9 protein-coding genes and 2 tRNA genes are annotated in these 13,484 nt (G+C 71.6%); 3 read left to right on the forward strand and 8 right to left on the reverse strand.

Going from position 1 to position 13,484, the window contains the following annotated elements; genetic code table 11:
• Positions 1-19 precede the first annotated feature (19 nt).
• On the forward strand, positions 20-694 hold the full coding sequence (locus O7611_RS21115; RefSeq protein WP_269697453.1) for an HAD family hydrolase: 675 nt from the start codon (positions 20-22) through the stop codon (positions 692-694).
• Positions 695-864: 170 nt separating this feature from the next.
• On the opposite strand, the gene O7611_RS21120 is transcribed toward O7611_RS21115, so the two are convergent.
• The 5 genes from O7611_RS21120 to O7611_RS21140 form a co-directional block, all read right to left on the reverse strand.
• Positions 865-1,248 (reverse strand): hypothetical protein, encoded by a 384-nt coding sequence (locus O7611_RS21120; protein ID WP_269697454.1) that lies wholly within the window; start codon positions 1,246-1,248, stop codon positions 865-867.
• A gap of 168 nt (positions 1,249-1,416) precedes the next feature.
• Positions 1,417-1,493: transfer RNA gene (locus O7611_RS21125), tRNA-Ile, on the reverse strand.
• Between the two features lie 120 nt (positions 1,494-1,613).
• Positions 1,614-2,849, reverse strand: a complete 1,236-nt coding sequence (locus tag O7611_RS21130) for an FAD-dependent oxidoreductase (RefSeq protein WP_269697455.1) — start codon at positions 2,847-2,849, stop codon at positions 1,614-1,616.
• Positions 2,842-4,977, reverse strand: a complete 2,136-nt coding sequence (locus tag O7611_RS21135; protein ID WP_194802286.1) for an MMPL family transporter — start codon at positions 4,975-4,977, stop codon at positions 2,842-2,844. Before O7611_RS21135 ends, O7611_RS21130 begins: the two co-directional genes overlap by 8 nt.
• A gap of 178 nt (positions 4,978-5,155) precedes the next feature.
• Positions 5,156-5,228, reverse strand: a tRNA-Asn gene (locus tag O7611_RS21140).
• A 269-nt stretch (positions 5,229-5,497) separates the two neighbouring features.
• Here O7611_RS21140 and O7611_RS21145 point away from each other — a divergent pair.
• Together O7611_RS21145 and O7611_RS21150 are read left to right on the forward strand one after the other, a co-directional pair.
• Positions 5,498-5,884, forward strand: coding sequence for a hypothetical protein (locus O7611_RS21145; protein ID WP_135241524.1), 387 nt, complete (start codon positions 5,498-5,500; stop codon positions 5,882-5,884).
• Between the two features lie 96 nt (positions 5,885-5,980).
• Complete coding sequence (locus tag O7611_RS21150; RefSeq protein WP_269697456.1) at positions 5,981-7,165, forward strand: ROK family transcriptional regulator; 1,185 nt, start codon at positions 5,981-5,983, stop codon at positions 7,163-7,165.
• A 135-nt stretch (positions 7,166-7,300) separates the two neighbouring features.
• Here O7611_RS21150 and O7611_RS21155 read toward each other — a convergent pair whose 3' ends face one another.
• From O7611_RS21155 to O7611_RS21165, 3 genes are all read right to left on the reverse strand, one after another.
• Positions 7,301-8,308 carry a sugar phosphate isomerase/epimerase family protein gene (locus O7611_RS21155; protein ID WP_194802288.1) on the reverse strand — a complete coding sequence of 336 codons (1,008 nt, stop codon included), beginning with the start codon at positions 8,306-8,308 and terminating at the stop codon, positions 7,301-7,303.
• Between the two features lie 174 nt (positions 8,309-8,482).
• A complete protein-coding gene (locus O7611_RS21160) occupies positions 8,483-10,591 on the reverse strand; it encodes a ThuA domain-containing protein (RefSeq protein ID WP_269697457.1) in 2,109 nt (702 codons plus the stop codon).
• Positions 10,592-10,608: 17 nt separating this feature from the next.
• Positions 10,609-13,443, reverse strand: coding sequence for an RICIN domain-containing protein (locus O7611_RS21165; protein WP_269697458.1), 2,835 nt, complete (start codon positions 13,441-13,443; stop codon positions 10,609-10,611).
• Between the last annotated feature and the right edge of the window lie 41 nt (positions 13,444-13,484).

The raw sequence follows: 13,484 nt of genomic DNA on the forward strand, positions 1-13,484 counted from the left end.
ATTTATCTAGGGTGATGCGATGGCCGCCAAGCCCGTGACGACGGTACTGTTCGACTTCGCCTGGACTCTGTTCGCCAGGGACTCGGAACGCTGGGTGGGCAACGCGGCGGCATCGATCGGCCGGACATTGGCTGTCGGCGAGGAACACCGCATTGCCGGCGACTTCGCGGAACTGTTGCGGAAGACGGCCACGGATCCGGCCCACATCGCCCGGGATCTGGATCCGCGAGTCTGGGATCGGGCGATCCTCACCGTGTTGGAGCAGATCCCTGGGGTGGACCGGGCGCTGGCATCGGTCATGCACGAAACACACGCCGAAGCGATCGAGCCGTACGCCGACACCGTCGCCACCCTGTCCGCGTTGCGTGACAGCGGTGTTCGCATCGGCGTCGTCAGCAACGTCGGCTGGGACATCCGCAAATGCTTTGCGCGGCACGGACTCGAAGGCCATGTCGATGCGTTCGTCCTGTCCTACGAGGTCGGTTTCGTCAAACCGGACCCTCGGATCTGGGTCGCCGCCCTCGAAGCCCTCCATGCCGTACCGGGCCAGACCCTGATGGTCGGTGATCATCCCACCGGCGACGGCGGATCGGTTGCCGCCGGCATACCGGCGCTGATCCTGCCGATGGTGGAGTCACCGACGCAGAAACGCGGCTTCGAACACGTGCTCAGGCTTGCCCAGGTTGCGTCCTGACAGGTCTGTCGCCGGCACTCAGGGGAAACTTCTTGCGAAGTTGGTCCCTCGGCAGAGACCTTCGTGTGACGCGTCGCTCGTGCAGCCGGTGAGAAGCGTCGCGAGGGCTACCTGTCCCTTCATCTGCGAAATCAGGGGCGCGGCCGCCCAGCCGGCCGTCTCCGATGCCGCTACCAGATGATGATGCCGCCGCGTACCGCCTTGGCGCGCTCCACAGCGTGCTGCATGTTGGTCAGGTAATGGAGGATGCGATCCGCGTCGTATCCAGTCGCGGCGGACAGTTGCTCGACGTTCTCCGCCAGGAGTACGCACTCCTGCTCGAAGGCGTCGAGCCGGCCGGGCGGGACCTGGAGATTCCCACGGTTCTCGACCGTGATGTCAGCGAGTTGCGGCAGGATCATCGCGCCGAGACGCCGAGCGGCTGCGGAACCCCACAGCTCATGGCGGAAGCTCTCAGCTCCCACTCCAGTGCTGGTGCCCGGCGGATCCGCGACGACGTTCCGGCCGGCGTAGGCGTCGTCGTCCGGTATCCACACCGCGATGTCGAGGCTCATCCCACACTCCCGCCCTGTCGCGAATCATGGCGATCGTAAGCAACGACCGAATGCACCGATCCACCGTGATCACTGTAGTGTGGCAGATCAGTTGGCGAACTTGCGAGGTGAACGGGCGGGCGGTGTTCGGCACGTACGTCGGCAGCAGCACTGACCAGGGAAAACAGGTGGTGGGGCGGGCGGGGTTCGAACCCGCGACCGAGGGATTATGAGTCCCCTGCTCTAACCGGCTGAGCTACCGCCCCGTGACCGCGCCGGATCGTAACCCGCCGATCGCTGCGCGGACCACCACCTACCGGGCGGAAACACGGCCGCGACAGCACGATGGGCAACGCGAGGATAACAACGCGCTACCCGTCGGCGGCTCACCCGCGCCGCAATGCCGCGAGGACCGCGCCGACCGTACGCCACCCGCTGGCGAGCGCCCCCTGGATGGACGGGCTGTCGCGGTGGTCGCCTGCCACGTACAGGCCGTCGCCGAGCGCGACCGGCTTGCGCAGCCGGCCCTGTGGTGGCGGTGCGGCCGGGAGCGCCTCCGGCACGGCGACTGTGGTGAGGTGGGTCCAGTCGGCGGTGGAGCGGCCGTAGAGGCGGTCCAGTTCGCGCCGGATCACCGGTTCGGGCGGGGCCTGCGGGCCGACCACCGAGGTGGCGACCAGATGCTGGCCGTCGGGGGCATAGGTGGGCGCGGCCCGGCTCACCACCACCGTGTTGGCGATCATTTCCCGCCGGTCGCCGTCGAGCAGCAGGATCGGCTCGTCCAGCGGTGCCGTGCCGGTGCGGTGGTAGTAGGTGGTGTAGGCGTGCATGCGTACCCTCGGCAGCCCTGGCAGCAGCGTGGCCGCCGCGGGCGGGTCGGCGGCGACCACGACGGCGCGGCAGGTGATCTCGCCGGACGGGGTGCGGACCCGGCCGGGTGCGACCTCGGTGACCGGGGTGTTCAGCTCGATCAGCTCGGCGGGCAGCGGCGCGGCGAGCGCCCGGGGCAGCGCCGCCATGCCGTCCGCCGGCAGGCCGATCCGGCCCCGGGCGAAGGAGCGCATGACGACCGCGAGGACGTGGCTGGAGGTGGCCAGCTCGCGGTCGAGCAGCACGCCGGACAGGAACGGCCGGAGCAGTTCCTCGATGATCGCGTCGGAGAGCCCGGCCCTGCGCAGCGCCGTCTCGGCGGTGGTCTCGGGTGTGCCGAGCAGCCGCCCGACCGGCACCGTGGCGTAGCCGGCGGCGAGCGCGGCGAACCGCAACCGGTCGGTCAGTGATCCGATGCCGGCGGTGAGCGTGCCGGGCGCGCCGGTCGGTTCGCGCAGCGGGTTGACCAGGCGTTCCAGCCGGTCGCCACGGCGTACCAGCACGCCGGGCGTGAACCAGCCCATCCCGAGCGCGCCGAAGTCGACCAGGCCGGTGAGCCGCGGGTACGCGGCGTTGAGCACCTGAAAGCCCCGGTCCAGCAGGAACCCGTCGACCCGGTCGGTGGCGACCCGCCCGCCGAGCCGGTCGCCCGCCTCCAACAGCCGCCACGGCACGCCGGCGCGGTGCAGCCGCCGGGCGGCGGCGAGACCGGCCAGGCCGCCGCCGACGACCACCACGTCCGTGTCAGGCACGGTCCACCCCCGCCCCGGCTCGGTCGCCCTCGCGGTGCGACCGCGACAACCGGCCCGGCCACCAGACCTTCGGCCCGATGTCGTACGCGAGCGCGGGCACCAGCAGCGAGCGGACCACGATGGTGTCCAGCAGGACGCCGACGGCTACCGCCACGCCCAGCTCGACGAGCACCACGAGCGGCAGCACGGCGAGCGCGGAGAACGTGGCGGCGAGCACGATGCCGGCGGAGGTGATGACGCCGCCGGTGACGGCCAGTCCGGCGAGCACACCGGCGCGGGTGCCGCGGCGGACCGACTCCTCGCGGACCCGGCTCATCAGGAAGATGTTGTAGTCGATGCCGAGCGCGACCAGGAAGACGAACGCGAACAGCGGGAAGGACTGGTCGACGCCGGGGAAGTCGAAGACGTACCGGAACAGCAGCGCGCACAGGCCCAGCGTGGCCAGGAACGACAGCACCACTGTGGCGATCAGCAGCACCGGTGCGACGAGGGCGCGCAGCAGCAGGGCCAGGATGACCGCGATGACGAGCAGCACCACCGGGATGATGACGTCGCGGTCGCGTACCGAGGCGTCGGCGGTGTCCACGTTGATCGCGGTGAAGCCGCCGACCACGGCGTCGGCTCCGGGTACCCGGTGCACCGCTTCGCGCAGGTCGCGGATGGTGCGTTCGGCGCCGTTGCTGTCCGGCGGGTCGGCGAGCGTGACGTTGAGCTGCACCCGCCCGTCGACCACCTTCGGGGGTGCGTCCGGGTCGGGCGGCGCGTTCTCGCCCCGCTCGCCGAGCGGCAGCACCGAGGCGACTCCCGGTACGCCCTGCGCCACCTGGGCGACCTGCCGCGCGGTGTCCTGGGTGGTGAAGATGGTGGCGGGGCTGCCGGTGCCGGCCGGGAAGTGCCTGTCGATGACCTCCTGCCCGGCCACCGAGTCGGTGCGCTGGGTGAACAGCTGGGACTGGCCGAGCGTGGTGGCGCCGAGCTGGGTCACCCCGATCGCGAGGGCGGCGAGCACCACGGCGGTGACCACCCACACGGTACGCGCGCGGCGCGCCACGAAGCCGGCGATCCGCGCCCAGATGCCGTGTTCGGCGCGCGGGTCGGCCTGGTCGTACCGGGGTCGCCGGGGCCAGAACGCCCAGCGGCCGCCGAGGACCAGCAGCGCGGGCAGGAAGGTGAGCATCACCAGCAGCGTGGCGGCGATGCCGACGGCGCTGACCGGGCCGAGCGCGCGGTTGGAGTTGAGGCTGGACAGCAGCAGGCAGAGCAGGCTGACGATGACTGTGGCGCCGGAGGCGACGATGGCCGGGGCGGCGCCCTTCCAGGCGGTCCGCATCGCGTCCCAGGGGCGCTCGTGCCGGTGCAGTTCCTCCCGGTAGCGGGCGATGAGCAGCAGCGCGTAGTCGGTGCCGGCGCCGAAGACGAGCACGGTGAGGATGCCCTGTGCCTGCCCGTTGAGCTTGACGATGTCGTGGTCGGCGAGCAGGTAGACGAAGACGGCGGCGAGCGAGTACGACATCCCGGCAGCCAGCAGCGGGAAGATCCAGAGGACCGGGCTGCGGTAGACGACGAGCAGGATGACCAGCACCACTGTCAGCGTGACCAGCAGCAGCGGCCCGTCGATCGCACTGAACACCTCGATCAGGTCGCCGAGCAGCCCGGCGGGTCCGGCCACGTCGACGGTGAGCCCGTCGCGGTCCGGGCCGGCGATGTCACGCAGGCGTTCCACCACGGACCGGATCTGTTCGCCCTCGGCGCTGTCGATCGGCACGATCACCTGGGCGGCCTGCTCGTCCTGGCTGACGACCGGTGGCGGCAGCGGGCCGACCACGCCCGGCACCTCGGCGAAGCGGGCCGCGTCGGCCTGGATGCGCTGCTGGTCGGCGGGGGTGAGACCGCCGGGTCGTTCGTAGACCACGAGGGCCGGGGTGGTTTCCCGGTCGACGAATCCGCCGGCCAGGTCCTGCGCCCGGGTGGCCTCGGCGTCGGCCGGCAGGAAGGAGGCGTTGTCGTTCGTGGAGACCTCGCCGAGCTTGCCGGAGTACGGACCGGCGATGCCGCCGACGATCAGCCAGCCCAGCACCACCGCCACCGCGATCAGCGTCGCGGTCCAGCGGCTGCGTCCTGCGGCCATCTCCACCGTCCTCGAATCGACGCATCAATCGACGCAGCGGGAGTCTAAGTCGACGCCGACCATCCTGCCGGGCGAACGAGGCCTCGCGGGCGGAAACCGGGCAGCCGGGCACGCGCGAGGGGAGGCAGGAACGACGAACGCCCGCCGGATCTACCGACGGGCGTGAAGTGGAGCGAAGCTCCCCCGATTGGACTCGAACCAATAACCTGCCGGTTAACAGCCGGCTGCTCTGCCAATTGAGCTACAGGGGACCGTGCACCGCTCGGTTCGGATCTCTCCGCTCCGTGCGACGGGGACAAGAGTACAGGACATCGGGGGGTGGTGCGCCAGGGGGTTACCGGAGGAGGACCGGACCGGCTGACGCGCCAGGATTCCGGACAAATCGTCATCTCGGCACAGGGAGGCATGAGCGGAGAGCAGGATGGGTAGTTAGCCGTCGACAGAGAACGCAGGCGCGAGACGGTCGTTCCGCCGAGCTGGCGGGAAACCGGCGAGAGCGTCAGGTACGGAAGGAGCCGCCATGCGCGGAAAGATCATGTTTCTTGGCGGGCTGGCTGCGGGATTCGTCCTGGGCGCCCGTGCCGGCCGGGAGAAGTACGAGGAGCTGGTGGTCCGCGGGCGCAAGGTGCTCGACCACCCGACCGTCCAGGAGGCGGCCGGGGTCGCGCAGGCCCAGGCGAACCGGCTCTACTCGGAGGGCAAGGACAAGCTGGGGCAGACCAAGCTCGGTGAGAAGCTCGCCACCAACGGCGGCAAGCCGGGCATGACCGACGCCGACAAGCCGTTCGCCGGCACGCCGGCCGCGGTCGGCAGCCGCAGCGCCAACGGGACGGGCTCGACCAGCGCGTCCGGCTCGACCACCACCGGCACGAGCACCAAGCCGTCCAGCACCGGCAACACGCTCTGACGCAAGCGGACAGCGGGCCGGTCACCTCCGGGTGACCGGCCCGCTCCCGTGTGCGCGGGCGGCGGTGTGGCACATTCTCCGTGGGGAGGTGACCACATGCCGATGGTCGGACCGGAGACGGCGGATCAGGCGCGACTGCTGCGCCTGCTGCGCGACGACGGCCCACGCTCCCGGGTCGAACTGGCCGACCTCCTCGGCCTGCCCCGGGCACGGTTCGCCGCCGAGGTCGACCGGCTGACCACGCTCGGCCTGGTGGAGACCGCCGGGCCGGCCGCGTCCCGGGGCGGACGCCGCTCGTCGCTGCTGCGCATCGGCGCGCAGGTCCGGTTCGGCGCGGTGCTCGTCGGCGACGGTGTCCTGCGGGTCGCGCTCACCGACGGCGAGCTGAACCCGCTGGCCCGGCACGACGAGCCGGTGGACGTCCGGCTCGGGCCGGACGTGGTGGTCGGGCGCATCGTCGAACTGCTCGGCAAGCTGCGCGTCGAGGCGGGACTGACGTCGCTCACCGGCGTCGGCGTGGCGCTCCCCGCGCCGGTCGAGGTCCGCGACGGCTCGCCGGTGTCCGCGCCGGCCCTGCCCGGCTGGCACCGCTTCCCGGTACGCGACACGCTCGCCGCCGAGCTGGGCTGCCCGGTGCAGGTGGACAACGACGCCAACGCGATGGCCCTCGGCGAGCGGCACGCGGGCACCGGCCGGCCGTTCGACGACTTCCTCTACGTCAAGCTTGGCGAGGCGATCGGCTGCGGGCTGGTGCTCGCCGGCGCGCTGTACCGGGGCGCGGCCAGCGGGGCGGGCGACATCGGCCACTTCCAGCTCACCGAGGACGGGCCGCTCTGCGGCTGCGGCAACAACGGGTGCGTCGAGGCGTACTGCGGGGATGTCGCCCTGGTGCGGGAGGCGGTGACCGCCGCGCGGGCCGGCCGCTCGACGGCGCTGGCGGACCGGCTGGTCGCGGCCGGGACGCTGTCGGTGGCCGACGTGGCGGCGGCGGCAACCGAGGGGGACCCGGCGGCGCAGACGCTGGTGCGCGACGCCGCCCGCCGGCTCGGGCGGGTGCTGGTCGGGCTGGTCAGCTTCGTCAACCCGGCCATCGTGATCATCGGCGGTGCGCCGGCCGGGATCGGGCCGGTCCTGCTCGCCGAGATCCGGGGCGTGGTCTACCGGCGGTCCACGCCGCTGGCCACCGGCAGCATGCCGATCGTCCTGTCCGACCTCGGCGACACCGCCGGCCTGATCGGCGCGGCCCACCTGGTAAGCACCCAGACCTACGCCGCCCGCTAGCCCCACCCCCCACCCCCCGCCCCGCCCTCCACCCCACCCTCCGCGCCGCCGATCTTGCACTTGCGGCCCTCCCGAAACGGGCATAAGCGGCATCACGTGGGCCGCAAGTGCAAGATCGCGCGCGCGGAAGGAGGGTCAGTCGCGGCTGCTGAAGGCGGCGTCGAAAGCTGCCGTGGGGGCGTCGAAGGCCAGGCGGCGGACGAACTGGAGCGCCTCCGGCGCGCCCACCAGGCGGTCCATGCCGGCGTCCTCCCACTCGACCGAGATCGGGCCGTCGTAGCCGATCGCGTTGAGCGCCCGGAAGCAGTCCTCCCACGGCACGTCGCCGTGGCCGGTGGAGACGAAGTCCCAGCCGCGCCGCAGGTCGGCCCAGGGCAGGTGGGAGGAGAGCCGGCCGCGCCGCCCGTCGCCGGTGCGGACCTTCGCGTCCTTGCAGTCCACGTGGTAGATCCGGTCGGCGAAGTCGAAGATGAAGTTCACCGGGTCCAGCTCCTGCCAGACGAAGTGCGACGGGTCCCAGTTGAGCCCGAACGCCTCCCGGTGCCCGATCGCCTCCAGCGTGCGCTTGGTGGTCCAGTAGTCGTAGGCGATCTCGCTGGGGTGCACCTCGTGCGCGAACCGCACGCCCACCTCGTCGAACACGTCCAGGATCGGGTTCCACCGGTCGGCGAAGTCCTGGTAGCCGCGCTCGATCATGGCCGGCGGCACCGGCGGGAACATCGCCACGGTGTGCCAGATCGACGAACCGGTGAAGCCGACGACTGTGCGGACGCCGAGCTTCGCCGCCGCCCGCGCGGTGTCCTTGATCTCCTCGGCGGCCCGCTGCCGCACCCCCTCCGGCTCGCCGTCGCCCCAGATCCGGGCCGGCAGGATGTCCTGGTGCCGCTCGTCGATCGGGTGGTCGCAGACCGCCTGGCCGACCAGGTGGTTGGAGACGGCGAACACCTGGAGGTTGTGCTTGGCCAGGGTGGCCCGCTTGCGCTCCACGTACGAGTCGTCGGCGAGCGCCTTGTCCACCTCGAAGTGGTCGCCCCAGCAGGCGATCTCCAGCCCGTCGTAGCCCCACTCGGCGGCGAGCCGGCAGACCTCGTCGAACGGCAGATCGGCCCACTGGCCGGTGAAGAGCGTGATGGGTCGCGCCATTGTCCTTCTCCCCTGTGGTGATGGGGGATTCCGTCACGGACCGGGGCGAGGACGACCGGAGGCGGCGGTCGCGTGGGCACCGGTGGACGCCGGAGCGTCTGCTCCCGGACGGGTTGCGCCTCCCGCCGGGTCACCGGCCACCTCGCGGTCGCCGCCTCCACTCTATGGCCTCCGTCAGGGCAGGGTCCAGCGCTGGTTCGCCGCACCCGTGCAGGTCCACAGGTGCACCGCAGTGCCGTCGGCCGAGTTGTTGCCGGACACGTCCAGGCACTTGCCGGACTGCGGGTTACGCACCGTGCCGTCCGCCTGCGCCGACCAGGTCTGCGCGCCGGTGCCGTTGCACGTGTAGAGCTGGATCTTCGTACCGTTGGCGTTGCCGCCACCCGACACGTCCAGGCACTTGCCCAGTGCCTTCACCGGCCCGTTCGGCGTCACCGTCCACGACTGCGCCGTCGAGCCGTTGCAGGTGTAGAGCTGGATCTGGGTGCCGTCGGCCGACGACCCGTTGCGCACGTCCAGGCACTTGCCGGCCAGGCCCCGGATCGGGCCGGTGCCACCGCTCGCGGTGCCGCGGACCAGTGTGAAGTCGTCGACGTCGAACAGCCCGGAGCCGCTGCCGGTGAACGTCAGGTGCACCGTCTGCGTACCGGACGGCACTCCGGTGAGCGCGGTGCTCACGTCGGCGAACGTGGTCCAGCTACCGGTGTTCGGCACCGCCACCTGGCCGAGCACCGGGCCGGTCGGCGAGCCGGTCCGCACCTGGAGCGTGCCGCCCGGGCCACCGGAGACCACCCGGGCGCGCAGCGACGTCACAGCGGTCAGGTCCAGCCCCGGGTACGCGGCCCAGTCGCCCGGATCCACGTACCCCAGGGTCTGGCCGCCGTTGGCACCGGCCTTGGGGTACGCGCTGACGCCGCTCGCCGAACCGAACGCCTCGGCCTGGACGGTGGTGTTGCCGGTCGGCGGCGGCGTGCCGCCGAGCTCCTTGATCCGGATGTTGCGGAACGACACGTCGTCGCCGGTGCCGTGGTTCTGGATACCGACGTGCCCGGCGAGCGACCGGGCCGGGTCGGTGTTGGTGAAGTCGTTGATCCGGACGCCGTTGAGGAAGACCTGGAGCCGCTCCCCCTCCACCAGGATCTCGTAGGTGTTCCACTCCCCCGCCGGGTTCAGCGCCGCGTCCCGGGCCGCCAGGTCGGCGGACTTGAAACCGTAGATCGCGCCGGTGGTCCGGTCGGCTGCGTCGGTGGGGTCGATCTGGATCTCGTAGCCGTTGTTCACCGCCGAGTTCGGGTCGCTCGACGGCGGGAAGCCGACGAACACGCCCGAGTTGTCGTCACCGGCCAGCCGCCAGTCCAGCTTCAACGAGTAGTCGGTGAACTGCTTCGCGCTGTACCAGTAGAGGCCCATGCCGCCGACCGAGGTGAGCGTGGCGTCGGCGTTTGTGAAGCTGCCCGGCCCGGCCTGCGACCAGCCGGTGGTGCCGCCGTTGTAGAGCGCGGTGTAGCCGGTCTCCGGCCGGCAGTCCGCCTTCGTACGCCCGGCGGCGTAGCGGATGCCGCCGAGCAGGTGCGACCGGAACGCCGCGTCGGCGTACGACGCCTGGGTGTGGCCGCCGCCGGTGTAGAAGGACCGGCCGCCGCTGTACGTCTTGCACCAGGCGTGCGGGTGGTCGCCGCCCATCGAACCCCCGGAGTACGTGGACTCGTCGAGGCTGGCCAGCACGTGCGCGGTGGAGCGGGCGTTGGTGCGGTAGTCGTACCACTCGTCGGTGCGGTTCCACCGCTGCGGCAGGTGCGCGGTGGCGGCGTGGGCCCGGTCCTCCACCGTCACGGTGGCCGGCTGGATGGCCGGGTGGGACGCGAACCAGGCGCCGACCAGGTTGCCGTAGAACGGCCAGTCGTACTCGGTGTCGGCGGCGGAGTGCACGCCGACGTACCCGCCGCCGGCGCCGATGTACGCCTCGAACGCCGACTGCTGGGTGGCGTTGAGAACGTCCCCAGTGGTGTTGAGGAAGATCACCGCCTCGAAGCGGGCCAGGTTGGCGGTGGTGAACTGGGCGGCGTCCTCGGTCGCGGTGACGGTGAAGTTGTTCGCCGCGCCCAGCTCCCGTACCGCCTGCGTGCCGACCGCGATGGAGTCGTGGCGGAAGCCGGCGGTCTTGGAGAAGACGAGCACGTCGTAGGGGGCGTCGGCGGCGGCGGCCGGGCTCGCGGGGACGGTGCAGGCGATGGTGGCGAGGACGGCGGTCACCGCCGCCAGCGCGGTGCGCACGAGTTTCATCTGGTTCTCCTTCATCCTCACGGCAGGGTCCAGCGCTGGTTCGCCGCGCCGGTGCAGGTCCACAGGTGCACCGCCGTGCCGTCGGCCGAGTTGTTGCCGGACACGTCCAGGCACTTGCCCGACTGCGGGTTACGCAGCGTCCCGTCGGCCTGCGCGGACCAGTTCTGCGCGCCGGTGCCGTTGCACGCGTAGAGCTGGATCTTCGTGCCGTCCGCGCTGCCGCCACCGGACACGTCCAGGCACTTGCCGAGCGCCTTCACCGTGGCGTTCGGCGTCACGGTCCACGACTGCGCCGTCGTGCCGTTGCAGGTGTAGAGCTGGATCTGGGTGCCGTCGGCGGTGGCGGCGTTGCGCACGTCCAGGCACTTGCCGGCCAGGCCCTTGACCGGGCCGGTGCGGACCGCCGACGTGGTGAGCGTGAACGCGTCCAGGTCGTAGAGCGCCCCGGTGCCACCGGCGAACGTCAGGTAGAGCGTGGTGGTGCCGGACGGCGGGTTGGCGATCGTGCCGGTGACTGTGGTGAACGTGTCCCAGGCGCCGGTGACCGGGACGGTGGCCGAGCCGAGCACGGTGCCGGTGGCCGAGCCGGCCCGCACCTGGAGCGTGCCGCCGGCTCCGGCGGAGGAGACCCGGGCGGTGAACCCGGTGGCGTCGGCCAGCAGATACGGCTGGAACGCGATCCAGTCGCCGTTGTGGATGTCGCCGACGGTCCTGCCGCCCTCGGCGGTGGCCTTGTCGAACGTGTTGATCCCGGACGACGTCCTGAAGTGCTCGGCCTGCCGGTGCCGGGGCTGGAGCGTGTGCTGGGTGTGCGTGGTGAGGCCGCCGGAGTCGGTGTACTCGGCGTCGAAGACGGCGAAGATGTTCGCCGCGTCGTCGTGCTCACCGTCGACGGGTACGGCGATCGAGCCGGTGCAGCCGGTCGCCGAGGTGATCTGGTGGCCGTGCTGGTCGTGGCCGAGCACGTAGGTCATCTTGACCTTCGTGCAGTCGATCGTGGCGTCCTCCGGGTCGGTGACGGTGATCCGGAACGGCACGGTGTCGCCGAAGGAGAACAGCTTGCCGTTGCCGGGCGTCTCGATGACCACCGTCGGCGCGGTGTTGCCCACTGTGACAGTCACGCTCGCGGTGCCGGTGGCGCCCTGCGGGTCGCGGACGGTGAGCGTGGCGGTGTACCTGCCGTTGGCGGTGAAGGTGTGCGACGGGTTCGCCGCGGTGGAGGTGCCACCGTCGCCGAACGTCCAGGCGTACGTCAGCGCGCCACCCTCCGGGTCGGACGAGCCGGCCGAGGAGAACGCCACCGCGAGCGGCGCGGCGCCGGAGGTCCGGTCGGCGGCGGCACGGGCCACCGGGGCGCGGTTGGCGCCGCCCAGGTAGTCGAAGCGGTACAGCGCCGAGTTGGCGTCGCCGTTGAAGTAGCCGGTGCCGTAGTCGAGCACGTAGTACGCGCCGTCCGGGCCGAACGCCGAGTCCATCACCTGCTTGCCGGTCCACGGGAAGCTGTCGATGGTGCCGGGTGAGCCGTCGGCGTTGACGTGGATCGGCTTGATCCAGCCCCGGCCGAACTCGGTGGCGAAGAACTGCCCGTCGAACGACTGCGGGAACTTGGTGGTGGAGGGGTTCGCCGCGTCGTACCGGTAGACCGGGCCGCCCATCGGCGACTCGGAGCCGCCGCCGAACTCGGGCGGGCTGCCGGCGTCGCCGGCGTAGCGGATCCAGGACGGCTTCGCCGCCGGCAGCGTGGCCAGGCCGGTGTTGCGGAACGAGTTGTTCGCCGGGCCGCCGGTGCAGTTGAACTTCGCGCCGGCGGTGCCGGTGGCGAAGTCCCACTCGGCGTACGTCTCGGCAGCCGTGTTGGTGCCGGTGCAGTACGGCCAGCCGTAGTTGCCCGGCCCGGTGACCCGGTTGAACTCGACCTGCCCGGACGGGCCGCGGGCGGTGGTGGTGCCGGCGTCCGGCCCGTAGTCGCCCACGTAGACGACACCGGTGGCCTTGTCGACGCTGATCCGGAACGGGTTGCGGAAGCCCATCGCGTAGATCTCCGGGCGGGTCCGCGCGGTGCCGGGCGCGAAGAGGTTGCCGGCCGGGATCGAGTACGTGCCGTTGGCGTTCACCTTGATCCGCAGGATCTTGCCCCGCAGGTCGTTTGTGTTGCCGGCGCTGCGCTGCGCGTCGTACCCGGGGTTGCGGTTGGTGCGCTCGTCGATCGGCGCGTAGCCGGCCGAGTCGAACGGGTTGGTGTCGTCGCCGGTGGACAGGTAGAGGTTGCCTGCGGCGTCGAAGTCGATGTCGCCGCCGACGTGGCAGCACAGCCCCCGGTCGGCCGGTACGTCGAGCACGTCGACCTTGCTGGCCTGGTTGAGCGTGAAGTCGGCGTTGAGCGTGAATCGGGACAGCCGGTTGACGCCCTGCCAGGCGGAGAAGTCGGTGCCGGTGGCGGGCGCGTCGCCGGCCGGGGTGGACAGCGGCGGCGCGTAGTAGAGGTAGATGTGCCGGTTGGAGGCGAAGCCGGGGTCGACGCCGACGCCCTGGAGCCCTTCCTCGTCGTGGGTGTAGACCGGCAGCGTGCCGATGACAGTGGTGGCGCCGGCCGCGTCGGTGCGGCGCAGCGTGCCGTTGCGGGCGGTGTGCAGGACCGACCGGTCGGGCAGCACCGCGAGCGACATCGGTTCGCCGGTCTCGGCGACACCGCGGGCGAGTTCGACCTGCTGGAAGTCGCTCGCCGGGATCGGGTGGGCGGACGCCGGAACGGACGCCGCGGCCACTGTGACGGTGCCGGCGGTGGCCGCGAGCAGCAGCGCTGCGGCAGCGGCGAACGGTCGTCGGGCACGGGGGTGGTGGTGGCTGGACATGCTGTGCTGTCCCTTCCTGACGCGCGCAGCCAGGACCGGGC

It is taken from the genome of Micromonospora sp. WMMC273, from assembly GCF_027460285.1.
Taxonomy (GTDB): domain Bacteria; phylum Actinomycetota; class Actinomycetes; order Mycobacteriales; family Micromonosporaceae; genus Micromonospora; species Micromonospora aurantiaca.

Excerpts from the sequence above, each read along its gene's own strand:
- O7611_RS21115 (WP_269697453.1), top strand. The coding sequence starts at position 20 with ATGGCCGCCAAGCCCGTGACGACGGTACTGTTCGACTTCGCCTGGACT.
- O7611_RS21120 (WP_269697454.1), bottom strand. The coding sequence starts at position 1,248 with ATGAGCCTCGACATCGCGGTGTGGATACCGGACGACGACGCCTACGCC.
- O7611_RS21135 (WP_194802286.1), bottom strand. The coding sequence starts at position 4,977 with ATGGCCGCAGGACGCAGCCGCTGGACCGCGACGCTGATCGCGGTGGCG.
- O7611_RS21145 (WP_135241524.1), top strand. The coding sequence starts at position 5,498 with ATGCGCGGAAAGATCATGTTTCTTGGCGGGCTGGCTGCGGGATTCGTC.
- O7611_RS21150 (WP_269697456.1), top strand. The coding sequence starts at position 5,981 with ATGCCGATGGTCGGACCGGAGACGGCGGATCAGGCGCGACTGCTGCGC.
- O7611_RS21155 (WP_194802288.1), bottom strand. The coding sequence starts at position 8,308 with ATGGCGCGACCCATCACGCTCTTCACCGGCCAGTGGGCCGATCTGCCG.
- O7611_RS21160 (WP_269697457.1), bottom strand. The coding sequence starts at position 10,591 with ATGAAACTCGTGCGCACCGCGCTGGCGGCGGTGACCGCCGTCCTCGCC.
- O7611_RS21165 (WP_269697458.1), bottom strand. The coding sequence starts at position 13,443 with ATGTCCAGCCACCACCACCCCCGTGCCCGACGACCGTTCGCCGCTGCC.